This is a genomic window from Caballeronia fortuita, assembly GCF_001544835.2.
Lineage (GTDB): Bacteria > Pseudomonadota > Gammaproteobacteria > Burkholderiales > Burkholderiaceae > Caballeronia > Caballeronia fortuita.
Map to the genome: position 1 here is coordinate 1 of NZ_FCNX02000023.1, position 23060 is coordinate 23060.

Annotated in this window: 30 protein-coding genes and 1 tRNA gene; 1 reads left to right on the forward strand and 30 read right to left on the reverse strand. The window is 61.8% G+C overall.

The window, feature by feature from the left end:
* Nucleotides 1-346 precede the first annotated feature (346 nt).
* The 7 genes from AWB77_RS31115 to AWB77_RS31145 form a co-directional block, all read right to left on the reverse strand.
* Nucleotides 347-422: transfer RNA gene (locus tag AWB77_RS31115), tRNA-Thr, on the reverse strand.
* A gap of 18 nt (nt 423-440) precedes the next feature.
* Nucleotides 441-938, reverse strand: coding sequence for a ClpXP protease specificity-enhancing factor (locus AWB77_RS31120; protein ID WP_061138331.1), 498 nt, complete (start codon nt 936-938; stop codon nt 441-443).
* A gap of 64 nt (nt 939-1002) precedes the next feature.
* Nucleotides 1003-1614: a glutathione S-transferase N-terminal domain-containing protein gene (locus AWB77_RS31125; RefSeq protein ID WP_008344155.1), complete on the reverse strand. Its 612-nt coding sequence runs from the start codon at nt 1612-1614 to the stop codon at nt 1003-1005.
* 93 nt (nt 1615-1707) lie between these two features.
* On the reverse strand, nt 1708-2463 hold the full coding sequence (locus tag AWB77_RS31130; RefSeq protein ID WP_061138402.1) for a cytochrome c1: 756 nt from the start codon (nt 2461-2463) through the stop codon (nt 1708-1710).
* A 23-nt stretch (nt 2464-2486) separates the two neighbouring features.
* The gene (locus tag AWB77_RS31135; protein WP_061138332.1) at nt 2487-3869 is read right to left on the reverse strand and encodes a cytochrome b; all 1383 of its coding nucleotides are present in this window, start codon (nt 3867-3869) and stop codon (nt 2487-2489) included.
* The gene (petA, locus tag AWB77_RS31140) at nt 3870-4490 is read right to left on the reverse strand and encodes a ubiquinol-cytochrome c reductase iron-sulfur subunit (protein ID WP_061138333.1); all 621 of its coding nucleotides are present in this window, start codon (nt 4488-4490) and stop codon (nt 3870-3872) included.
* A gap of 217 nt (nt 4491-4707) precedes the next feature.
* The gene (locus AWB77_RS31145; RefSeq protein ID WP_061138334.1) at nt 4708-5454 is read right to left on the reverse strand and encodes a Nif3-like dinuclear metal center hexameric protein; all 747 of its coding nucleotides are present in this window, start codon (nt 5452-5454) and stop codon (nt 4708-4710) included.
* Between the two features lie 20 nt (nt 5455-5474).
* Here AWB77_RS31145 and AWB77_RS31150 point away from each other — a divergent pair, with 20 nt between their 5' ends.
* Entirely contained in the window at nt 5475-6692 is a 1218-nt protein-coding gene (locus tag AWB77_RS31150) for a S1C family serine protease (protein WP_061138335.1), read from the forward strand.
* Nucleotides 6693-6786: 94 nt separating this feature from the next.
* Here the strand turns inward: AWB77_RS31150 and tatC are convergent, their stop codons facing one another.
* The 23 genes from tatC to mlaD all read right to left on the reverse strand — a co-directional run bounded on the left by tatC (nt 6787) and on the right by mlaD (nt 23060).
* On the reverse strand, nt 6787-7563 hold the full coding sequence (gene tatC / locus AWB77_RS31155; RefSeq protein WP_061138336.1) for a twin-arginine translocase subunit TatC: 777 nt from the start codon (nt 7561-7563) through the stop codon (nt 6787-6789).
* A gap of 42 nt (nt 7564-7605) precedes the next feature.
* The gene (tatB, locus tag AWB77_RS31160; protein ID WP_061138337.1) at nt 7606-8142 is read right to left on the reverse strand and encodes a Sec-independent protein translocase protein TatB; all 537 of its coding nucleotides are present in this window, start codon (nt 8140-8142) and stop codon (nt 7606-7608) included.
* 37 nt (nt 8143-8179) lie between these two features.
* Nucleotides 8180-8416: a Sec-independent protein translocase subunit TatA gene (tatA, locus tag AWB77_RS31165; RefSeq protein ID WP_061138338.1), complete on the reverse strand. Its 237-nt coding sequence runs from the start codon at nt 8414-8416 to the stop codon at nt 8180-8182.
* Nucleotides 8417-8571: 155 nt separating this feature from the next.
* Nucleotides 8572-8934, reverse strand: coding sequence for a histidine triad nucleotide-binding protein (locus AWB77_RS31170; RefSeq protein ID WP_061138339.1), 363 nt, complete (start codon nt 8932-8934; stop codon nt 8572-8574).
* A 30-nt stretch (nt 8935-8964) separates the two neighbouring features.
* Entirely contained in the window at nt 8965-9351 is a 387-nt protein-coding gene (locus tag AWB77_RS31175) for a DUF4870 family protein (protein WP_061138340.1), read from the reverse strand.
* Nucleotides 9352-9383: 32 nt separating this feature from the next.
* On the reverse strand, nt 9384-9752 hold the full coding sequence (locus AWB77_RS31180) for a phosphoribosyl-ATP diphosphatase (protein WP_061138341.1): 369 nt from the start codon (nt 9750-9752) through the stop codon (nt 9384-9386).
* Nucleotides 9749-10141, reverse strand: a complete 393-nt coding sequence (gene hisI, locus AWB77_RS31185) for a phosphoribosyl-AMP cyclohydrolase (protein ID WP_096031215.1) — start codon at nt 10139-10141, stop codon at nt 9749-9751. The genes AWB77_RS31180 and hisI overlap by 4 nt, the downstream gene beginning before the upstream one ends.
* 15 nt (nt 10142-10156) lie before the next feature.
* Entirely contained in the window at nt 10157-10930 is a 774-nt protein-coding gene (gene hisF / locus AWB77_RS31190) for an imidazole glycerol phosphate synthase subunit HisF (protein WP_061138343.1), read from the reverse strand.
* Nucleotides 10931-11006: 76 nt separating this feature from the next.
* A complete protein-coding gene (gene hisA / locus AWB77_RS31195) occupies nt 11007-11759 on the reverse strand; it encodes a 1-(5-phosphoribosyl)-5-[(5-phosphoribosylamino)methylideneamino]imidazole-4-carboxamide isomerase (RefSeq protein WP_061138344.1) in 753 nt (250 codons plus the stop codon).
* A 152-nt stretch (nt 11760-11911) separates the two neighbouring features.
* Nucleotides 11912-12553: an imidazole glycerol phosphate synthase subunit HisH gene (gene hisH / locus AWB77_RS31200; protein ID WP_061138345.1), complete on the reverse strand. Its 642-nt coding sequence runs from the start codon at nt 12551-12553 to the stop codon at nt 11912-11914.
* Nucleotides 12550-13170 carry a YchE family NAAT transporter gene (locus tag AWB77_RS31205; RefSeq protein ID WP_061138346.1) on the reverse strand — a complete coding sequence of 207 codons (621 nt, stop codon included), beginning with the start codon at nt 13168-13170 and terminating at the stop codon, nt 12550-12552. The genes hisH and AWB77_RS31205 overlap by 4 nt, the downstream gene beginning before the upstream one ends.
* 40 nt (nt 13171-13210) lie before the next feature.
* Entirely contained in the window at nt 13211-13798 is a 588-nt protein-coding gene (gene hisB, locus AWB77_RS31210) for an imidazoleglycerol-phosphate dehydratase HisB (RefSeq protein ID WP_008344136.1), read from the reverse strand.
* A gap of 16 nt (nt 13799-13814) precedes the next feature.
* Complete coding sequence (gene hisC, locus AWB77_RS31215) at nt 13815-14891, reverse strand: histidinol-phosphate transaminase (RefSeq protein ID WP_061138347.1); 1077 nt, start codon at nt 14889-14891, stop codon at nt 13815-13817.
* A 64-nt stretch (nt 14892-14955) separates the two neighbouring features.
* Nucleotides 14956-16278, reverse strand: a complete 1323-nt coding sequence (hisD, locus tag AWB77_RS31220) for a histidinol dehydrogenase (RefSeq protein ID WP_061138348.1) — start codon at nt 16276-16278, stop codon at nt 14956-14958.
* Between the two features lie 45 nt (nt 16279-16323).
* Nucleotides 16324-17016, reverse strand: coding sequence for an ATP phosphoribosyltransferase (gene hisG / locus AWB77_RS31225; RefSeq protein ID WP_061138349.1), 693 nt, complete (start codon nt 17014-17016; stop codon nt 16324-16326).
* Nucleotides 17013-18284 carry a UDP-N-acetylglucosamine 1-carboxyvinyltransferase gene (gene murA, locus AWB77_RS31230; protein WP_061138403.1) on the reverse strand — a complete coding sequence of 424 codons (1272 nt, stop codon included), beginning with the start codon at nt 18282-18284 and terminating at the stop codon, nt 17013-17015. Before murA ends, hisG begins: the two co-directional genes overlap by 4 nt.
* 150 nt (nt 18285-18434) lie before the next feature.
* Nucleotides 18435-18674 (reverse strand): BolA family protein, encoded by a 240-nt coding sequence (locus AWB77_RS31235; RefSeq protein ID WP_061138350.1) that lies wholly within the window; start codon nt 18672-18674, stop codon nt 18435-18437.
* A gap of 20 nt (nt 18675-18694) precedes the next feature.
* Nucleotides 18695-19450 carry an ABC transporter permease gene (locus AWB77_RS31240; protein WP_061138351.1) on the reverse strand — a complete coding sequence of 252 codons (756 nt, stop codon included), beginning with the start codon at nt 19448-19450 and terminating at the stop codon, nt 18695-18697.
* A complete protein-coding gene (locus AWB77_RS31245) occupies nt 19447-20373 on the reverse strand; it encodes an ABC transporter ATP-binding protein (RefSeq protein WP_061138352.1) in 927 nt (308 codons plus the stop codon). The genes AWB77_RS31240 and AWB77_RS31245 overlap by 4 nt, the downstream gene beginning before the upstream one ends.
* A gap of 205 nt (nt 20374-20578) precedes the next feature.
* On the reverse strand, nt 20579-20866 hold the full coding sequence (locus AWB77_RS31250) for an STAS domain-containing protein (protein ID WP_061138353.1): 288 nt from the start codon (nt 20864-20866) through the stop codon (nt 20579-20581).
* Nucleotides 20863-21492, reverse strand: a complete 630-nt coding sequence (locus tag AWB77_RS31255) for an MlaC/ttg2D family ABC transporter substrate-binding protein (RefSeq protein WP_061138354.1) — start codon at nt 21490-21492, stop codon at nt 20863-20865. Before AWB77_RS31255 ends, AWB77_RS31250 begins: the two co-directional genes overlap by 4 nt.
* 124 nt (nt 21493-21616) lie before the next feature.
* Nucleotides 21617-22501, reverse strand: coding sequence for an MlaA family lipoprotein (locus AWB77_RS31260; RefSeq protein WP_061138355.1), 885 nt, complete (start codon nt 22499-22501; stop codon nt 21617-21619).
* 10 nt (nt 22502-22511) lie between these two features.
* Nucleotides 22512-23060: an outer membrane lipid asymmetry maintenance protein MlaD gene (gene mlaD, locus AWB77_RS31265; protein ID WP_061138356.1), complete on the reverse strand. Its 549-nt coding sequence runs from the start codon at nt 23058-23060 to the stop codon at nt 22512-22514.

Below are 23060 nucleotides of genomic sequence, written 5' to 3' on the forward strand. Positions count from 1 at the left end.
ACGTACTGACGATGATTATTGTCCTAAGACAAAAACCTTCCTCTGATACTTCGTGTGAGACTCTTGATACTTTTGCTATTGCCGCAGCACCTAAGCACTGCAGCCGCACTCGCCATCAAGCGCCCACACTTATCGGCTGTTAGTTTTTAAAGAGCACATCGCAAGACCGTCAAACCCAACCACCGTCTTGCGTCGCTGCATCAGCAGCAGAGAAACGAGATTATGAACACCGCTTCGGTTCGTGTCAACAAGAATTTGGAACGTTCCTATTGACTCGGCCTACTCATCCTATCGACCTAAAACAAACGGGCCGTGCGGACATCGCACGACCCGTCGACATAAATCTTGGTGCCGGCTGCAGGACTCGAACCCGCCACCTGATGATTACAAATCAACTGCTCTACCAGATGAGCTAAGCCGGCGAAGAGCAAGATTCTACTTCATTTAACGACTTTGAGGTGAGTCCTCGCCGCCGATTTGGCCGCTTCATCGTCCGCGGATGCTTGCGACTCGTCTTTCGCCGCGGAATCCGCGTGCGCACCGGCGGCCTCTTCGATCTGCCGTGCCTCGCGCTCAGCCGATCGCGCCCCGGCCTGGGGACTCGTCAACTCCGCTCCCGAATGCGATTGCTCGACCGGGAACGCCATCCCTTGCCCGTTCTCGCGTGCATAAATCGCGAGCACGTTGGCGACCTGAACTTCGATCTTGTGCGACTTGCCGGAGAACCGCGCGCTGAACTCAATCCACTCGTTGCCCATCTGCAGCTGGCTCGTCGCCTCGAAGCTGATGTTCAACACGATTTCGTCGTTGCGGACGAACTGGCGCGGCACGCGCGTAGCCGCATCTACCCGCACGGCGATGTGAGGCGTAAAACCGTTGTCAGTGCACCACTCGTAGAGCGCACGCAACAAATACGGCTTGGTGGAAATCTCTTGCATCAACTTTCCTCTGTCGGAATACGGCCGCGCGAAACCCGCGCCGCCGCGTCCCAACGCACTCAAACTATCGACGCATCACCTTTTCGGAAGGCGTCAGCGCTTCAATATAAGCCGGGCGGCTGAAAATCCGCTCGGCGTACTTCATCAACGGTGCTGCGTTCTTCGACAGTTCGATGCCATAGTGATCCAGACGCCACAGCAGCGGCGCGATCGCGACGTCGAGCATCGAAAATTCTTCGCCCAGCATGTACTTGTTCTTCAGGAAGATGGGCGCGAGCTGCGTGAGGCGATCGCGGATCGCGCTGCGCGCCTTCTCGTGGTTCTTCTCCGCCGCCTTGCCCTTCTCGTTCTCGAGCGTGCCGACGTGAACGAACAATTCCTTCTCGAAGTTCAGCAGGAACAGCCGCGCGCGGGCGCGCTGCACGGGATCTGCCGGCATCAGTTGCGGGTGCGGGAAACGCTCGTCGATGTATTCGTTGATGATATTCGACTCGTACAGGATCAGGTCGCGTTCGACGAGAATCGGCACCTGTCCGTAAGGGTTCATCACCGCGATGTCTTCCGGCTTGTTGAACAGGTCAACGTCGCGAATCTCGAAATCCATGCCCTTCTCGAACAACACCAGCCGGCAGCGCTGGGAGAAGGGGCAAGTAGTGCCGGAATACAGAACCATCATGTTTTTAAAGTTCCTTCAGTAAACTCGAAGGGCCGGCCGCGGCGTTCCCTCGCGGAAAACGCCGTCGCGCCGACCCACGCCTTCGAAGGCGCGCTATTTGATATCTTTCCAGTATGCCGCGTTCAGGCGCCACGCGAGAAAACTCAGGAGCGCCAGGAACAGCAGGACCCAGACGCCGAGCCGCTTGCGCGTCTGCTGCGCAGGTTCCGCCATCCACGACATGTACGAAACCAGATCGGCCACAGTTGAATCATAATCCACGGACGACATCGCACCAGGCGTTACCTGAGTGTAACCGACGAATCTTCTTACCTTTTCACCGGTCTTTTCGTCCGTATCGGTCTCGAACTTCGCATCGCGGATGCCTTGAAGCGTCCACAGCACGTGCGGCATGCCGACATTTTCATAAACGCGGTTGTTCCAGCCGGTCGGACGCGCCGGATCGCGGTAAAAACTCCGCAAGTACGTGTACAGCCAGTCCTTGCCACGCGCCCGCGCCTCAACCGACAAATCCGGCGGCGATGCGCCGAACCACGCTTTCGCGTCTTCCGGGCGCATGGCGATGGACATCGTGTTGCCGACCTTGTCCGTCGTGAAGAGCAGATTCTCCTGAATCTGCTTCTCGCTGATGCCGAGATCGGCCAACCGGTTGTACCGCATCAGCGTCGCGCTATGGCAGTTCAGACAGTAGTTTACAAAAACTTGAGCGCCGTGCTGCAAAGACGCGAGATTGTCCGATCCGTCAGGGGCGCGATCCAGCACCGCTTCTTCCTGCGCGAACGCCGGCGCCGCGCCGAACGCGAGCAGCGCCGCGCCGATCATCGCTATTGTAGAGAGCCATTTTTTCATCGTATTCGTCTCCGGACGTGCGCTCAATGAGGTTTGTAGTGCACGCGCTCAGGCGGCTTCTTGAATCTGCCGCGCGGTGTCCAGAAAGGCATGCCGAGGAAAAACGCGAAATAGATCAGCGCGCAGATCTGCGCGATTAGCGTCGCGGCCGGCGATGGCGGTCGCGTGCCCAAAAAGCCGAGCATCAGAAACGCCAGGACGAAGATCGCATAGAAGACCTTATGGAAGAGCGGCCGATAACGGATCGACTTCACCGGACTGCGATCCAGCCACGGCAGAAAGAAGAGCGACACGACCGCGGTGCCCATCACGACCACGCCCCAGAACTTCGACTCCGTCAGCGCCATGAAGACCAGCACGAGCACCGCGAGCACCGGCAGGCCGAGCTTCCATTTTCCGCGCGCCTTCAGCAACGCCAGCAGGCCGAGCAGCGCGATCACGATCATCAGCACGATCTTGAACGGGTCCGTCGTGGCGCGAAGCATTGCGTAGAACGCCGTGAAGTACCACACCGGCGCGATCTCCGGCGGCGTCTGCAGCGGATTGGCCGGCACGAAGTTATTTGCTTCGAGGAAGTAGCCGCCCATTTCCGGCGCGAAGAAGATGATCGCCGCGAAGATCAGCAGAAACACGCACACGCCCATAAAGTCGTGCACCGAGTAGTACGGATGAAACGGAATGCCGTCGAGCGGAATGCCGTTGGCGTCCTTCTTCGCCTTGATTTCGACGCCGTCCGGATTATTCGATCCAACCTCATGCAACGCGACCAGATGCGCGACGACAAGTCCGATCAGCACGAGCGGAATCGCGATCACGTGGAACGCGAAGAAGCGGTTGAGCGTGACATCGGACACCACATAGTCGCCGCGAATCCACAACGACAGATCAGGACCGATGAACGGAATCGCCGAGAACAGGTTCACGATCACCTGCGCGCCCCAGAACGACATCTGCCCCCAAGGCAGCAGATAGCCGAAGAACGCTTCGGCCATGAGACACAGGAAGATCGCGCAGCCGAAAATCCACACGAGCTCGCGCGGCTTGCGATACGACCCGTACATCAGCCCGCGGAACATGTGCAGATAGACGACGACGAAGAACATCGACGCGCCTGTGGAGTGCATGTATCGAATGAGCCAGCCCCACGGAACCTCGCGCATGATGTACTCGACCGACGCGAACGCGAGCGTCGCATCGGGCTTGTAGTTCATCGTGAGGAAGATGCCGGTGACGATCTGATTCACCAGCACCAGCAACGCGAGCGAGCCGAAGAAGTACCAGAAGTTGAAGTTCTTCGGCGCGTAGTACTCGGAAACGTGCTTCTTCCAGGTCGAGGTCAGCGGAAACCGGCGGTCGATCCAACCGGTCAAGCCCGTTGTCTCTACTTCCTTGTCTGCGGTCGCCATTTACGCCTCTCCCTTTTCGTCCTTGCCGATCACGAGTTGCGTCGCGGAAGTGAACATGAACGGAGGAATGTCCAGGTTCTGCGGCGCGGGCTTGTTCTTGAAGACGCGGCCGGCCATGTCGTAGGTCGAGCCGTGGCACGGGCAGAGGAAACCGCCCGGCCAGTTATCGGGGAGATTGGGTTGGGGACCCTCCTGGAAGCGCGGCGTCGGCGTACAGCCGAGATGCGTGCACACGGCGACCGCCACGAGAATGTTCTTGTGATCCGCGCGCGACCGGAACTCGTTGTTGCAGTATTCCGGCAACGGCATCGAGAATTCCATCTTGGACTTCGGGTCGGCGACTTCGTTGTCGGCCTTCTTGACGTCGGCCAGCATCTCGTCGGTGCGGTTCACGATCCACACCGGTTTGCCGCGCCAGGCGACCGTCATCATTTCGCCTGGCTTGAGTCCGCTGATATCGACCTCGACGGGCGCGCCCGCCGCCTTGGCCTTCTCCGATGGAGCAAACGAACCCACAAAAGGAACCACGGTTGCCACAGCGCCCACACCACCCACTGCGGTCGTCGTAATCAGCCAGGTACGGCGGCCGCCGTCGACGCGTTTTTCATCCTTGTCTCGCATCACACGCCCCACTTCTGAGTTGGATTTATACCGTCACATCAGTCGTTCGCCGCTAGTGTGCGCGAATGGAGTTGGCATTTACAAGGCCTGACTAGCAAAAATCACTCGAAGTGATTGATGCTTCAGGGTTTTCCCGACGTTTTGCGCGCAAGATCGTGAAGCGTTCATTTAAGCCTACTGCAAGCGCACATAATCGCGCTCACAGCTTAATCGGCCATTAAACGGGATTATCGATATCGATAAAAAGATGCTCGATATCGAATTGCTCCGACAGATGCGCGCCCACTGCCTGCACGCCATAACGCTCCGTCGCGTGATGACCGGCCGAGATATATGCCACACCCGATTCCGCCGCAATGTGCATCGTCTGCTCCGAAACTTCGCCGCTCAGATACACGTCCGCGCCCGCCGCGATGGCGTTCTCGAAATAGCCCTGCGCGCCGCCCGTGCACCACGCCACGCGCCGCAACTCCCTGTTCGTATCGCCGAAGACGAGCGGCTTTCTGCCGAGCGCGTTCTCGACCATCGCGCTGAAGTGCTCGAGCGATAGCGGCATCGCGAGCGTCGCCACCCAGCCGAGATCCTGATCGCCGAAACGCGCATCCGCGATCAGCCCGAGTCGCGCGCCGATCTGCGCGTTGTTGCCGAACTCCGGATGCGAGTCGAGCGGAAGGTGATAGGCGAAGAGATTGATGTCGTTCGCGATCAGCGTGCGCAGCCGCCGATACTTGCGCCCGGTGATCTGCGGCGCCTCGTTGCGCCAGAAGTAGCCGTGATGCACGAGCACGGTGTCCGCGCCCCACTCCAGAGCGGCGTCGAGAAAGGCTTGCGAGGCCGTCACGCCGGTCGCAATCTTCTGCACGCGGCGCGCGCCTTCAACCTGCAGACCGTTCGGGCAATAGTCCTTGAAGCGGCCGATTTCCAGCAGATTGTTCAGATACAATTCGAGTTCGATCCGATCCATGAAATCCTCTATCCCTTCAAATGCTTAGACGCTTCTGGCTATTTTTTGCCCAAGCGGTCACCGTGCTTTTGGCCCTGATGTTCATCATCGCGACCTTGAAACCGCAGTGGCTTCAACGTCAGGGTCAATTCGGCAAGCAGCTTGCCGAGCCGATCGTCGCGTTGCAGGAAGTGGCGCCGAGCATCGGCTCGCGCCCCGTTCAATCGTCCTATTCGGAAGGCGCGCAAAAGGCGATGCCAGCCGTCGTGAACGTGTTCTCCAGCAAGGACGGCAATCTGCCGCCCGATCCGCGTGCCAAAGACCCGCTTTTCCGCTACTTCTTCGGCGACAAGAACAAACGCAAGAGCGACGAGCCGCCGGCCTCGAATCTCGGCTCAGGTGTCATCGTCAGCTCGGAAGGTTACATTCTAACGAACCAGCATGTCGTCGACGGAGCGGATCAAATCGAAGTCGCTCTCGCAGATGGTCGCACGTCAAGCGCGAAGGTGATCGGCGTCGATCCGGAAACCGACCTGGCCGTGCTGAAGATCAACATGACCAATCTCCCGTCGATCACGCTCGGGCGCATGGATCAGACGCGCGTCGGCGATGTCGTGCTTGCGATCGGCAATCCGTTCGGCGTCGGTCAGACGGTCACGATGGGCATCGTCAGCGCGCTCGGTCGCAATCACCTTGGCATCAACACGTTCGAGAACTTCATCCAGACCGATGCCGCCATCAACCCCGGCAATTCGGGCGGAGCGCTCGTCGACGTCAATGGCAACCTGCTCGGCATCAACACGGCGATCTACTCGCGCAGCGGCGGCTCGCTCGGCATCGGCTTCGCGATTCCCGTGTCGACCGCGCGCAGCGTGCTCGAGAGCATCATCACGACGGGCAGCGTGACGCGCGGCTGGATCGGTGTGGAGCCGCAGGATGTGACGCCGGAGATCGCCGAATCGTTCGGGCTGGATCAGAAATCCGGCGCGATCGTCGCGGGCGTGCTGCAAGGCGGCCCCGCGGACAAGGCGGGCATCAAGCCGGGCGACATCCTCGTGTCGATCAACGACGACACAATCACCGACACCACGCGTCTGCTCAACGTCGTCGCGCAGATCAAGCCGGGCACGTCGGTGAAGGTTCACCTGATGCGCAAGAACAAGGAGCTGGACGTCAACGTGATGATCGGCAAACGCCCCGCGCCGCCGCGCGCACCGCAGATGCCCGACGAAGATCAGGGCGATCAAGGCGACGAATAACCGCGGCACGCACGAAAAAAAAGGCAGCTTCGAGTGATCGAAGCTGCCTTTTTCATGTCCGTGAGACATCCGCGCATGCGACGATACGCCGCACTTATTCCGCCGCCGGCTCCTCGGTCTTGATCTGATCCTTGCCGATCACGAGCCGCGCCGCGATGATGCCCGCCTCGTACAGAATGACGAGCGGAATCGCGAGAATCAGTTGCGAGAAGACATCGGGCGGCGTCACGACCGCCGAAATGATGAACGCGCCGACGATCACGTAAGGGCGAATCTGCTTGAGCTTCTGGATCGACACGACGCCCATGCGCGCGAGCAGCACGACGACGATCGGTACTTCGAACGTCACGCCGAACGCGATGAACATCGTCAGCACGAAGCTCAGGTAGTTGTCGATATCCGTCGTCATCTCCGCGCCGAGCGGCGCGTTGTAGTGCGCCATGACGCGGAAAATCGTCGGGAACACGACGAAGTACGCGAACGCCATTCCGCACAGAAAAAGCGTGTAACTGCTGAAAACGAGCGGCCCGACAAGCTTCTTCTCATGCTGGTACAAGCCCGGCGCGACGAACGCCCAGACCTGGTACAGCACGAACGGGAGCGCGATCACGAAGGCGACGAGCATCGTCACTTTCATCGGCACGAAGAACGAGCCGGTGACGTCGGTGACGATCATCTTGCCGTCGGCGGGCAGGTTCTGCATCAGCGGACGCGCCAGCAGCTTGAAGATGTCCGGCGCCCAATAAACCAGCGCAATGAACACCACGATGACCGAAGCGCCCGCGCGGATGATGCGGTCGCGCAGTTCGACAAGATGCGAAATGAACGTCTCTTCGACGGGCTCTTCTTTAGTATGTTGCGGGTCGCTCACGCCGGCCCTCGGTAGAAATCAGATGAAGGAAACGCGGCTCGCTCAAAAGAACTTCGTCTGCCGGCGCAGGGTGGCGGGCGTATGGCGAGCGACGCGCGCCGCACCCGATTGAACCCGCGTGCGACGCGAGGTCGTGCGCTTGTACCAGTTGGGAATCGCGGCCTGCTTCACGCGCCAGTTCTTGCGCCGGGTCGACGTCGACGTCGACGAGTACGAAGTGGCCCAGGGCTTGTCCGAAGCGGCACTGTCCGCCGCTTCATCCGCGCCGCCGGCGATGCTCGGCGCGACCGATGTGCCCTCTTTCCAGGCGTCGTTCAGTTCGGATTCGTGGCGCTTGAGCGTGTCGTGAATCGACGATTCGACATTCGACGCCGCGTTCTCGAACTCGGTGCGCATTTTCTTGAGCTCGTCGAGCTCCATTTCGCGCGCAACTTCCGATTTGACGTCGTTGATGTAGCGCTGCGCGCGCCCGAAAAGCGCGCCCGCCGTACGGGCGACGCCGGGCAGACGCTCCGGCCCGAGGACCACCAGCGCAACGACGCCGATGACCGCCATTTTGGTCAGACCAAGATCGAGCATTGAACGAGAAGTGGAAGGTTACCCTCGGCGGGACGGATTAGCGGTAGTCGCCCGAACGCGACTTGTCCTTCGCTTCGACATCGACGGCGCCATTGCGCGGCAGTTCGCGCTGATCGGCCGGATTCGCCGCCGTGTCGTTCTCGCGCATGCCGTCCTTGAAGCCCTTGACCGCGCCGCCCAGATCGCCGCCGATGTTGCGCAGCTTCTTCGTGCCGAACACGAGTGCCACGATCAGCAGAACGATCAACCAATGCCAAATGCTAAACGAACCCATGAATGAAAACTCTCCGTGATTCCGCCCCGACGTGAATACCGGGCCGGACGTTCGGCCTCGCGGCCGCGACCGAGGCAATTCGCCTCAGCGTCAACTATCGATTTTGCTCGCCCAATATTTCATTGGAAAGGAAAACGCCGACAATAATCGCGGCGTTAACCCATTCGGCGCCACGGGCGCTCGCCGGCCAACAAATGCGCGTGAATGTGATACACCTCTTGCCCGCCACCCGGACCGGTATTGATTACCGTGCGAAATCCGGTTTCGCCTCCCGTGTAAGCAACACCGAGATCTTTCGCCAACCGTCCGACGAGACTCACCATTCTACCAAGTAGCGGAACGTCACTTTCTGTGCAGTGGGAAAGTGTTTCAATATGCTTCCGGGGAATCACCAACACATGCACCGGCGCGGCGGGATTGATGTCGTTGAAGGCGACGAACTCATCGTCTTCGTACACCTTCGTGCTCGGCAGTTCCCCGGAAGCGATCTTGCAGAAAATGCAGTTGTCTTGACTCATGAAGTTGCCGGATTTCGTTGACGGATGTGATCAGAACCACGCGCGGGGTTCGATCGCCTTGTTCTCGTAGAGGAAGAGCCAGCCCTTGATGATCCGATAGAGCGTCCAGATCCAGGCCGCGCCGATGATCAGAAAGCCGAGCCCGACGACCCAGATCAATGCGAAGCCGACGACATGCCCGAGCAGCGAAATCCAGAACGTGCGGATCTGCCAGGTGAAGTGATCCTCGTACGGCGTGCCGGCAGCGTCACTGCGCTTGATGTAATTCAGGATGATGGCGACGAGGCCGGTCAGCCCGCCCGTCAACCAGTAAAGCGCGTACAGCGCATACAGGATATGCGTGAACGTGCGCATGTTGCGCGGGTCGGCCGAGTCCTGTACCACGGGTGGCGGATACGGTTCGTACTGCCGGTTCATGCTTGCCCTCCTTCGCGGATGCGAAATGCTCGTCAGCCGCCGTTCTGCTCGCGCTCGCGCGACTTGCGCAGCGCTTTCTCCTCGATACCCGATAAACCTTCGCGGCGTTCCAGTTCCGCGACGACGTCGGCGGGGCTCAGGTCGAAATGCGACAGCATCACGAGACAATGAAACCACAGGTCGGCGACTTCACCGACGAGCGCCTTTGGCGCGCCGCCGTGACGCGCGTCCTTCGCGGCGAGCACGACTTCCGTCGCTTCCTCACCGATCTTCTTCAGGACCGCATCGTCGCCCTTATGAAAGAGTCGGGAGACGTAGGATTGTTCCGGATCTCCGCCCTTGCGGCTGTCGATGACGGCGGCGAGGCGCAGAAGCGTGTCCAGCGTATTGGCTTGCGTCATTTGTAGATGCTTTCTGGGTCTTTCAGGACCGGCTCGACGGCAACCCACTCGCCGTCATCCGCCGTGCCCTCGAATTTCTGGAAAAAACACGAATGGCGGCCAGTGTGGCACGCGATGCCCGACACCTGCTCGACCTTGAGCAGCACGACGTCTTCGTCGCAATCGAGGCGCACGTCGTGCACGTGCTGCACGTGACCCGATTCTTCGCCTTTGAACCACAGACGCTGCCGCGAGCGCGAAAAGTACACCGCGCGCTTCAATTCGATGGTTTTCGCGAGCGCCTCGCGATTCATCCACGCGAACATGAGCACGTCGTTGGTCGACGCTTCCTGCGCGATCACGGGCACGAGGCCGTTCGCGTCCCACTTCACCTTGTCGAGCCAGGTCATCTGATCGCTCACCGCTTACGTCCTCACCGAAATGCCGTGGTCGGCCATGAAGCGCTTCGCTTCGCCGACCGTGTGCTCGCCGTAGTGGAAGATGCTCGCGGCGAGCACCGCGTCCGCATGACCTTCGACGATGCCATCGGCCAGATGCTGCAACGACCCGACGCCGCCCGACGCGATCACCGGCACCGGCACCGCGTCCGACACGGCCCGCGTCAACGCGAGATCGAAGCCGGCTTTCGTGCCGTCGCGATCCATGCTGGTGAGCAGGATTTCGCCCGCGCCGTATTCGGCCATCTTGCGCGCCCATTCGACCGCGTCGATGCCCGTCGCCTTGCGGCCGCCGTGCGTGAAGACTTCCCAGCGCGGCGCTTCGCCTTCGCCCGACACGCGCTTCGCGTCGATTGCGACGACGATGCATTGCGAGCCGTGCTTGTCCGACGCGTCGCGCACGAGTTGCGGATTCGCCACCGCCGACGAATTCATGCTGATCTTGTCCGCGCCCGCGTTGAGCAGTCGCCGCACGTCTTCGACCGCGCGCACGCCGCCGCCGACGGTCAGCGGAATGAACACCTGCGACGCCACCGACTCAATGATCGGCAGAATGAGGTCGCGCTGATCGGAGGTTGCGGTGATGTCGAGGAACGTGAGTTCGTCGGCGCCCTGATCGTCGTAGCGGCGCGCGATTTCGACAGGATCGCCCGCGTCGCGCAACTCGAGGAAGTTGACCCCTTTGACGACGCGGCCCGCGGTCACGTCGAGACAGGGAATGATGCGTTTTGCGAGAGCCATATTCTTGCCACTTACGGGATAAGGGCGGCGTCGCGGCCGCCCGGAGTGCTGCTCGATGTGCTCGCGCTCAAGCGTGTCAGGCGCCGTCGGCCTCGCGCAGTGCGTCGGCGCGCGTCTGGGCGGCCTTGAAATCGAGATCGCCGGAGTAGATCGCGCGGCCGCAGATCACGCCTTCGATGCCTTCGTCCTCGACCTCGCAGAGCGATTCGATGTCCGCGATGCTCGACAACCCGCCGCTCGCGATCACCGGAATTTTCACCGCTTGCGCGAGGCGCACGGTCGCGTCGATGTTGATGCCCTGAAGCATCCCGTCGCGGCCGATGTCGGTGTAGATGATCGATTCGCAGCCGTAGTCCTCGAACTTTTGCGCGAGATCGACGACTTCGTGACCGGTGAGCTTGCTCCAGCCGTCGGTGGCGACCTTGCCGTCCTTTGCGTCCAGCCCGACGATGATGTGGCCGCCGAACGCGCTGCACGCGTCCTGCAGGAAGCCCGGATTCTTCACCGCCGCCGTGCCGATGATGATGTACGACAGGCCGTCGTCCAGATAGCGCTCGATGGTTTCCAGATCGCGGATGCCGCCGCCCAGTTGCACGGGAATCTGGCTGCCGACTTCGTCGAGAATCGCACGGATCGCATCGCCGTTGCGCGGTTTGCCGGCGAACGCGCCGTTCAGGTCGACCAGATGCAAACGCCGCGCGCCGCGATCGACCCAATGTCGGGCCATGGCCGCCGGATCCTCTGAAAAAATGGTCGCCTGGTCCATATCGCCCTGCTTGAGGCGCACGCACTGACCGTCCTTAAGATCGATGGCCGGAATGAGCAGCATAGGTATCGCGTATTTTCTGGGTGGAGTTGATCAAAACGGCGCACGTGCGGTCTTTCGTGCCTGTGTCGCGGGCCGTCTCGCTAGTGTAGTACAAGTCTTGCAACGGTCATGCGCCCGTAGTAATCAGCGAAAACGCTAGCGGGCGCGGCATTTCACGGGTTCCAGTGCACGAAATTGCGATAGAGGCGCAAACCCGCGTCCGCGCTCTTCTCCGGGTGAAACTGCGTCGCGAAGATATTGTCCCGCGCCACCGCCGACGTAAATGCGCCGCCGTACACGGTTTCGCCGGAGGTGTGCGCCGGATCGTCCGGCACCACGTAGTAGCTGTGCACGAAGTAGAAGAACGCGCCGTCCGCGACGCCGTCCCAGAGCGGATGGTCCTGCGCCTGACGAACGCGGTTCCAGCCCATTTGCGGCACCTTGAAGCGCGAGCCGTCGTCCTGCAAGAGACCGTCGAGCTGGAAGCGCACCACTTTGCCGGGCAAGAGCCCGAGGCCCTTCGTGTCGCCCTCTTCGCTCCAGTCGAACAGCATCTGCTCGCCGACGCACACGCCGAGCATCGGCTTGTCGCGCGCCGCCTGCATCACCGCTTCCTGCAGGCCGGATTCGGCAAGATGTCCCATACAGTCGCGCATCGCGCCCTGACCCGGCAGCACGATGCGATCCGCCGCGTGGATGCCTTGCGGCTGATCGACGATCGCCACGTTCGCTTCGGGTGCAGCCTTTTTCAGCGCCTGATACACCGAGCGCAGGTTGCCCATTCCGTAATCAACAATCGCAATCGAAGTATTCATTTCAAAGATGGCATCAAGGCCTTCAACCCATTGACGATGAACTCCACCGCCAACGCGGACAACATCAAACCCATGAGACGCGTGCCGATATTGATTCCCGTGCGTCCGACCACGCGCGCGATCGGCTCGGCGAGATTCAGCGCGCCGAAGCACAACCCCGCGATGATCGCGCCCAGCACGACGAGCCCGAAGCGGTCGTACCAATGCTGCGCACTGGCAGCATAGACGATCACCGTGCTGATCGAGCCAGGGCCGGTGAGCAGCGGAATCGCGAGCGGCACGACCGCGATGCTGTTGCGCTCTTCCGCTTCCATGCGTTCTTCCGGCGTCGAGCGCGCGTTGCCGACCTGCGCGTTCAACATGCTGATCGCCATGAGCAGCATGATGATGCCGCCGCCCACTTCGAACGAGCCGACCGAAATGCCGAAGAACGCGATGATCTGCTGCCCGAGCAGCGCCGTCACCGCGATCACGCAGAACACCGAAATCGACGCGACGCGAATCGTGTTGCGTCTCTCGATGTCCGATTGCTGCTGGGTAAGACTGAGAAAAAACGGTATGGCGCCGATCGGATTGATCAGCGCGAGCAACGATATGAACGACTTGAACAGATCCATCGTGTTTTCGACGCACGCGCGCCGAAGCGGCGTGAGTCGATCAGAGACTGCCCTTGGTCGACGGAATCTGTCCCGCCGCGCGTTCATCCACTTCGCACGCCATGCGCAGCGCGCGGCCGAACGCCTTGAACACGGTTTCGACCTGATGATGCGCGTTGATGCCGCGCAGATTGTCGATATGCAGCGTCACGCCCGCGTGATTCACGAAGCCGCGGAAAAATTCGATGGTCAGATCGACGTCGAACGTGCCGATGCGCGCACGCGTAAACGGCACATGGAACTCCAGACCCGGACGCCCCGAAAAATCGATCACGACGCGCGAGAGCGCTTCGTCGAGCGGCACGTACGAATGCCCGTAGCGACGAATGCCCTTGCGGTCGCCGATCGCCTTCGCGATGGCCATGCCCAGCGTGATGCCGGTATCTTCGACGGTATGGTGATCGTCGATATGGAGGTCGCCATGCGCTTCGATGTCGAGATCGATGAGCCCATGACGGGCGATCTGATCGAGCATGTGATCGAGGAACGGGACGCCCGTGGCGAGCTTCTGCTTGCCGGTGCCGTCCAGATCGAGCTTCACACGGATCTGCGTTTCGCTGGTGTTGCGAACGACTTCCGCAATGCGCATGGTGATTCCTTGAGACTTAATCGAGAGTGGGGAGCTTTTTGAGCGCGGCGATCATGTGCGCGTTCTCTTCTGCCGAGCCGACGGTCAAACGCACGCAATTAGCCAGCAACGGATGCATTTTACCCACGTTTTTTATCAAAACCCGCGAAGTCAGAAGGGTTTCGAAAGCAACGGCGGCGTCCGGCACGCGCACGAGCAGGAAATTACCCGCGCTCGGAAAAACCGTCATGCCGGGAAGTGCGGCGACTTCGCGCGCGAGCTTCGTGCGTTGCGCGCGCAGTTCGGCGGCTTGCGCGTCGAGCACGTCCAGATGATCGAGCAGAAATTCGGCGGTCGCCTGCGTCAGAACGTTGATGTTGTATGGCGGGCGCACCTTGTCGAATTGCGTGATCCACGCGGGCCGCCCCGCCATGTAACCGAGACGGATGCCCGCGAGTCCGAGCTTCGAGACCGTACGCATCACGACGACATTGTCGAATTCCGCCGCGCGCGGCATCCACGTCTTTTCGGCGAACGGCTGATACGCCTCGTCGATCACGACGAGACTCTTCTTCGACGCGGCGATCACGCGCTCGATGTCCGCGTCGTCGTAGAGCGTACCGGTCGGATTGTTCGGATACGCAAGGTACACGAGCGCGGGCGCGTGTTCGCCGATGGCGGCGATGAGCGCGTCGGCGTCGAGCGTGAAATCCGGCTTCAGCGGCACGCCGACGAACTCCAGATGCGCGAACCTGGCCGACATCTCGTACATCACGAAGCCCGGCACGGGCGCGACGACCTTCGCGCCTGGCTTCGCGCACGCGACCGACATCATGCTGATGAGTTCGTCCGAGCCGTTGCCGAGCAGCACGTCGCAGGTGTCGGGCACGTTCATCGTGCGCTTGATCTTCGCGATCAGCGCGGCCGGACGCGGCGCCGGATAGCGGTTCAGCGCGACGCCCGCGAGATGCTCGCCCAATGCTTTCGCGAGATCGGCGGGCAAGCTGTAGGGATTTTCCATCGCGTCGAGCTTGATGAGGCCCGTGGAATCGGGCACGGGATAGCTCGTCATCGCGAGGATGTCGGGGCGGATGATGTCTTGTGATGTCGTCATGTTGTCCCGGCGCTCTCTCGCCGGTTTTGAATGGCGGCTCTCAGGCCGCCTCGTTCGATCCGGCTCAGCCGATGTTTTTCATTCGATATTCGGCGCTCTTCGCGTGCGCCTGCAGGCCTTCGCCGTACGCGAGCTCCGCCGCGATCTCGCCGAGGGTCTGCGCGCCTTCCGCGCTGACTTCGATCACGCTCGAACGCTTCATGAAGTCATACACGCCAAGCGGCGACGAGAAGCGCGCCGTGCGCGAAGTCGGCAGCACGTGGTTCGGGCCCGCGCAGTAATCGCCGAGGCTTTCGCTCGTGTAGCGGCCGAGGAACATGGCGCCCGCGTTGTGAATCTGCGCGGCCCACTGATGCGGATCGAGCGCCGAGATTTCCAGATGCTCCGGCGCGATCTCGTTCGCGATCGCGCACGCTTCGTTCATGTCCTTCACCTTGATGAGCGCGCCGCGATCTTCGAGCGAACGCTGGATGACATCGCGGCGCGGCATCGACGGCAGCATCTCGACGATCGCGTCTTCCACGCGCTGGATGAAGTGATCGTCCGGGCACAGCAGAATGGATTGCGCGAGTTCGTCGTGCTCGGCCTGCGAGAAAAGGTCCATCGCGACCCAGCGCGGATCGGTGGTGGCGTCGCAGATCACGAGAATTTCGGACGGCCCCGCGATCATGTCGATGCCGACCGTGCCGAACACGCGCCGCTTGGCCGACGCGACATACGCGTTGCCCGGGCCGCAAATCTTGTCGACGGCCGGAACGCTCTGCGTGCCGTACGCGAGCGCGCCGATAGCCTGCGCGCCGCCGATCGTGAACACGCGATCCACACCGCCGAGCAGCGCCGCCGCAAGCACGAGCGGATTCTTCACGCCATCGGGCGTCGGCACGACCATCACGATTTCCTTCACGCCCGCGACGCGCGCCGGAATCGCGTTCATCAACACCGACGATGGATACGCCGCCTTGCCGCCCGGCACGTAAATGCCCGCGCGATCGAGCGGCATGACCTTCTGACCGAGCACGGTGCCGTCGGCCTCCGTGTATTGCCAGCTATGGCTGCCGCATTCGATGCGCTGTTTCTCGTGATAACCGCGCACGCGCGCAGCCGCCGCTTCGAGCGCCGCGCGGCGCTTCGGCTCGAGCCCTTCGAGCGCGGCTTCCATTTCGGAGAGCGGCAGTTCGAGCGCCGCGACGCTGTGCGCCTTCAGCCGATCGAACCTGTTGGTGTATTCGAGCACGGCGTCGTCGCCGCGCGCCTTCACGTCCGCGAGAATCTGCGCGACCGAGCGCTCGATCGCTTCATCCTCGCTTGCTTCGAAGGCGAGGACCGCACGCAGCGCCTTGTGAAAACCATCGGTGCTGGAATCGAGTTTGCGAATCTTGATAGACATGCTGGTTTTCCGTTTTGCTGTGGCGCGCCGCGTCGTACGGCTCGCCTAATTTCCTGTTGCCGCAGTCGCCCGTTCGAAGGCGTCGAGGTAAGGCTTGAGCGCCGCGCGCTTGAGCTTGAGCGCCGCCTGATTCACGACGAGCCGCGACGAAATCTGCATGATCTCTTCCACTTCGACGAGATTGTTCGCGCGCAGCGTGCCGCCCGAACTGACCAGATCGACGATCGCATCCGCGAGACCGACGAGCGGCGCGAGTTCCATCGAACCGTACAGCTTGATCAGGTCGACATGCACGCCCTTCGCCGCGAAATGCTGACGCGCGGTTTCGGTGTACTTCGTCGCCACCTTCAACCGCGCGCCCTGGCGCACGGCGCTCGCGTAATCGAAACCGTTCTTCACCGCGACCGACATCCGGCAACGCGCGATATCGAGATCGATCGGCTGATACAGACCGCTGCCGCCGTGCTCGATCAGCACGTCCTTGCCCGCGACGCCGAAGTCCGCCGCGCCGTATTCGACGTAGGTCGGCACATCGGTCGCGCGCACGATGATCACGCGCAGGTTCGGGTTCGTGGTCGGAAGAATCAGCTTGCGCGAGCTTTCCGGATCTTCGGCCACCTGCACGCCGGCGGCGGCGAGCAGCGGCAGCGTTTCCTCGAAGATACGCCCTTTCGACAGCGCGAGCGTCAGCGGCGCGCTCGGCCCCACCGACGACGACGTCTGCGGCAGAGAACTCATTGCTCGCTCCCGCTGCCCTTGATGCGGCGCACGTTCGCGCCGACCGCCGTCAGCTTCGATTCCATGCGGTCGTAGCCGCGATCCAGGTGATAGATGCGGTCGATCAGCGTTTCGCCGTCTGCGCACATCGCCGCGATCACGAGACTCGCCGACGCGCGCAGATCGGTCGCCATGACCTTCGCGCCGGACAGCTTTTCGACGCCCGCGACGAGCGCCGTGTTGCCGTCGATCGTAATGCGCGCGCCCAGGCGATTCAGTTCCTGCACGTGCATGAAGCGGTTCTCGAAGATCGTCTCGACGACCTGCGAGGTGCCGTTCGCGATCGAGTTCAGCGCCATGAACTGCGCCTGCATGTCGGTCGGGAACGCCGGATATTCCGACGTGCGGATGTTCACGGCGTCGGCGCGCTTCGCCATGCGCACGCGCATCCAGTCGTCGCCTTCCTCGATGGTCACGCCCGCTTCGCGCAGCTTCGCCGTGACAGCGTCGAGCAGATGCGAACTTACCCGACGCAGCGTGACATCGCCGCCGGCGGCCGCGACCGCGCACAGGAACGTGCCCGCTTCGATACGATCCGGCACGACGTCGTGCTTCGCGCCGTGCAGTTTGTCGACGCCCTGAATCACGAGACGATCCGTGCCGATGCCGTCGATCTTCGCGCCCATCTTCACGAGCAGGTGCGCAAGGTCGCTCACTTCCGGTTCGCGCGCCGCGTTCTCGATGACCGTCTCGCCTTCGGACAGCACCGCCGCCATCAGCAGGTTCTCGGTGCCGGTGACGGTGATCATGTCGGTGATGATGCGCGCGCCCTTCAGACGCTTCGCGCGCGCTTCGATGAAGCCGTGCTCGATGTTGATCTCGGCGCCCATCGCCTGCAGGCCCTTGATGTGCTGATCGACCGGACGCGCGCCGATCGCGCAGCCGCCGGGCAGCGACACCTTCGCCTCGCCGAAACGCGCGACGAGCGGACCGAGCACGAGAATCGACGCGCGCATCGTCTTGACCATTTCGTACGGCGCGACGAGCTTGTCGACCTTCGACGCGTTCAGGTTCACGCGGCCGTCGCCGGACACTTCGGACTGCACGCCCATCTGCCGCAGCAGCTTGACCATCGTGCGAACGTCCTGGAGATTCGGCACGTTCGACAGATGGACGTCGTCGGCGGTGAGAAGGCTCGCGCAGAGAATCGGCAGCGCCGCGTTCTTCGCACCCGAAACGGTGATTTCGCCGGAGAGCTTCGCGCCTCCCGTGATGACCAGTTTATCCATGGCTTGTCCTTCGACCGAGCTGCCTGCGGTGCCGCTTTCGGCGCCGCGGTTATCTTGAATGAATCGCACTATCTACTGCCTTTGTCTTTCCGGTGATGCCGGTGTTGCTTGGGTTGAGTCGTATGACCTGATTGGCTTCGCCGGGTGGACTCAGGCCGGTTTCCACTCGTCGGGGGTCAGGGTCTTCATGCTGAGCGCATGAATCTCCTGTTTCATGCGCTCGCCGAGCGCCGCATAAACCAGTTGATGACGCGCGATCAGCCGCTTGCCGACGAATGCGTCGCTCACGATGGTCGCGAAGAAATGCTGGCCGTCGCCTTCCACTTCGAGATGCTGGCAGGCAAGACCTTTGGCGATGTAATCCTTCACCTGCTCCGGAGTCGGCAACATGGTGGAAGTCTCCTTGTGAATTAGTGACGCAGCTTGTAGCCGCTTGCGAGCAGTCGCACGGCGATCAACGCCAGCACGGCCAGGAATCCGCCGACGATGCCGAGACTCAGCAGCGGGTTGACGTCGGACAGGCCGAAAAATCCGTAGCGGAAACCGTCGATCATGTAGAAGAACGGATTCAGATGCGACACCGCGCGCCATACGGGCGGCAGCGTATGCGTCGAGTAGAACACGCCGGAGAGAAACGTGAGCGGCATGATGAGGAAATTCTGGAACGCCGCGAGCTGGTCGAACTTGTCGGCCCAGATGCCCGCGATCAGGCCCAGCGTGCCGAGAATGCCCGAACCGAGAATCGCGAAGGCGATGATGTAAAGCGGCGCGGAAAACGACATCGGGATGAACCAGATCGTCACGACGAACACGCCGAAACCCACGCACAAGCCGCGCACGACCGACGCCAGCACATACGCGAAGAACATTTCCCAATGCGCGATCGGCGGCAGCAGCACGAACACCAGATTGCCCGTGATCTTCGATTGAATCAACGACGACGAACTGTTCGCGAACGCGTTCTGCAGCACGCTCATCATGACGAGGCCCGGCACGAGGAAGCTCGTATAGCCGACGCCCGGATACACCTGCACGTGCCCCGACAGCGCATGACCGAAAATGGTCAGATACAGGAGCGCCGTCACGACCGGCGCGAGCACCGTCTGAAACGAAACCTTCCAGAAGCGCAGCAGCTCCTTATAGAACAACGTCTGGAAACCGCTCATGAAAGTCCCTCGACCACTTCCGGCTCGTTCATCACCTGCACGAACACGTCTTCCAGATCCGCCTTGCGCACTTCGATCTCATCGAACGTGCAGCCGGCTGCGCGGCATTTCGCGAGAATCGGCTCGACGTCGTCGTAGCTCGTGAGGCGTAGCAGATGCTGCGCACCCGTCACCGCGTGCGGATCGACTTCGAGCGCGCGCAACTCCGCCGGCAACGCGCCGTTCGACAAACGCAGATACAGTTGCATGCCCGAGAAACGCTGAAGCAGCGTGCTCGTTCGCTCGAGCGCGACGACCTCACCGCGACGAAGCATCGCGAGACGGTGACACAGCGATTCGGCTTCTTCGAGATAGTGCGTCGTCAGCACGATGGTGTGACCTTCGCGATTCAGGCGCGAGATGAACTTCCAGAGCGTCTGACGCAGTTCGACATCGACGCCGGCAGTGGGCTCGTCGAGGACGATCACCGGCGGCCGATGCACCAGCGCCTGCGCGACGAGCACGCGGCGCTTCATCCCGCCCGAGAGCGCGCGCGTGTTGACGTCGGCTTTCTCGGTGAGATCGAGATTGGCCATGACCTCGTCGATCCAGTCATCGTTGTTGCGCAAGCCGAAATAGCCCGACTGGATGCGCAGCGACTCGCGCACGGTAAAGAACGGGTCGAACACGAGTTCCTGCGGCACGACGCCGAGCGCGCGGCGCGCAGCCCGGAAGTCGCTGACGACGTCATGGCCGCGCACGGAGATCGTGCCGCTGTCGGCGCGCGCGAGGCCCGCCAGGATGCTGATCAACGTGGTTTTGCCCGCGCCGTTTGGGCCGAGCAAGCCGAAGAACTCGCCCTCTTCCACGGTGAGGCTCACGCCCTTGAGCGCCTGAAGATCCTTGTAGCGCTTGCGGACGTTTCGGATTTCTATGGCTGACATGTAGACAGTGCGCGCGCCTCGCCCGGCCGCGCCTCGAATGTGCGGGATTTCGCCGAACGGACCCGGGCTCAGACAAAAGGGGCCGGGTGCGGACCCGAAAAAAACGTTTGATTATAGGGCAAAGCGGCTGGGGCCGACTTCGGAGCGATCCTGATTGCGGCAGCGAAGTGTGCTGCCGCGTTCTGAGTGTGTCGTCAGAACAGGATCAATGTCGGAACGAGAGGAGCGTATCGACGCCATAGGCTCGCGCAAGACTGACGAGCCCGGAAGGAAGATTGACGACGGCCAGTGCGGCGCCGCGCGCGGATGCCGCGCGTTGCCATGCGAGCAGCACGGCGAGCGCGGAAGAATCGAACTGCGTGAGCGGCGCGCAATCGACTTCTGTCGCGCCCGCGGCGATGCGCGACAAACCCGCGTCGAGCGCGGCCTTCGCGCTCTCGTGGGTCAGAGTGGCGGCCGTCTGGAAACGGCCGCCGGTAGCCAGCGTGCTCACGATGCCTTGCCGCTTGCGAGTTGCTGGTTACGCTGCGTCAGGAACTGCAACAGACCGGCCACGCCGTTTTGCGAGATCTGCTCGTTGAACTGCTGCTGATAAGCCTGGATCAGCCATGCGCCGAGCACGTTGATGTCGTACACGCGCCAGCCTTGCGCCGTCTTGTACAGACGATAGTCGAGTTCGACCGGCGAGCCATTGTTCATCACGACCGAGCGAACGACGACGTCGGTGTCGTCCGGATTCGCGCGGAACGGCTTGTACTGAACCGTCTGGTTACGCACTTGCGCGAGCGCGCCCGAATACGTGCGGATCAGGAGCATCTTGAACTGCTCGACGATCTGCTTCTGCTGCTCCGGCGTCGCCGAGTTCCAGTTGCGGCCCATCACGAGACGCGTCGTGCGCGTGAAGTCCGTGTACGGCAGGATCTTCTGGTTGACGAGTTGAGTGATCTTGTTGATGTCGCCCGACTGGATCTTCTGGTCCGACTTGATCTCGTCGAGGACCTGTTGCGTGACCGTCTTGATCATCACGTCAGGGGAACTGGTGTCGACGCTTTGCGCCGACGCCGCGCCGCAGATCGCCATGAACATCGCGAAGAGGGGAAGAAGCAAAAGTTTTTTCATCACGGACCCTGCAAAAGTAGAGGCTTAGGTTTGAGCGTGCCGCCCGAATCGAGTTCAGGCGGCACGGTAGCCAAAGCGTAAGAAATGTCGTTTGATATGTTACCGCGCGTTAGCGAAACGCTGCTTAACGCAAGCGGAACGAAGGGAAGCCAGACGGTGGCACATACTGGTTGCCCGGCACCGTATTGCTCGGGCCGCTTGCCGGAGCAGGCGCGGCGGCCGTGCCCGAAGCGGGCGTGGTGGCGGACGGACTGGCCGGCGCGCCTTCCGCGCCATCGTCGCCATAGTTCGGCAGCGGCGCTTCACCGTAATCCGGCGCATTGCCGTCGCCGCCGGTGATCAGATACTGACGGCGTTGCAGATACGCGTTGCGCACGAACGAATACTTGTCGAGCGCGGCATCGGCGAGGACGTCGGTCGCGCCCAGCAGATTCGCGCGCACGTTGATGAGGTTCACGCCGTAGAGCGCCCAGCTCACCGAATCCGGGCTGACGTACGTGAGCGGATTGCCGAAATAGTCGACGACGAGCCCCGCGGAATCCCGAACCGTGCTCGGCCCGAGCAGCGGCAGCACGACGTACGGACCGGACGGCACACCGTAGTGGCCGAGCGTCAGGCCGAAATCGCCGGCGTGCTTCGGCAGCTTCGCGAGCGTCGCGACGTCGAAGAGGCCGCCGACGCCGAACACCGTGTTGATCGCAACGCGCATGATGTCCGACACGCCGTCCGCGATCTTCAACTGCATCAGATTGTTCGCGGCGATATACACGTCGCCGATATTCGAGAAGAAGTTGGTCACGCTGTTGCGCACCGGCTCCGGCACCGCCCACACGTAACCCTTCGCGACCGGCTTCAGCGCGTACTGATCGACGGTGTCGTTGATCGTGAACATCGTCCGGTTGTAGCGCTCGAACGGATCACCTTTCGTCGGCGTCGTTACCGTCGCGCAACCGGCGAGCGTCATGACACTTGCCACGATGATTGCGCGCCGCATCCCCATCGCCTGCATGCTTCTCTCCTTATTGAGCCGCGCCCGACGCGCCCATCGCGCTCGCCGCGCCCGGGAATGCCGGTGCGGGCGCTGCCGGCGCTGTCGACGGTTTCGAGGCGCCGGAATCCGCCGCCTTGTTGTACAGGAACTGTCCGATCAGGTTTTCGAGCACCACGGCCGATTGCGTCATGGTGATGGTGTCGCCGTTCTTCAACATCTGGTCGTCGCCGCCCGGCTCGAGGCCGATGTATTGCTCGCCGAGCAAGCCCGACGTGAGAATCTTGGCCGACGAGTCTTTCGGGAACTGGTACTGCTTGTCGATATCGATCGTGACGACGGCCTGGTACGTGTTCGCGTCGAAGCCGATGCCGCCGACGCGCCCGACCGTCACGCCCGCGCTCTTGACAGGCGCGCGCGCCTTCAGCCCGCCGATGTTATCGAACTTGAGTTTCACCGCGTAGGTTTGCTGGAACGACAGGGAGCTCATGTTGCCCGCTTTCAGCGCGAGAAACAGCAGCGCCACGAAACCGAGCACCACGAAGAGGCCGACCCAAAAGTCGAGAGCAGTCTTTTTCAT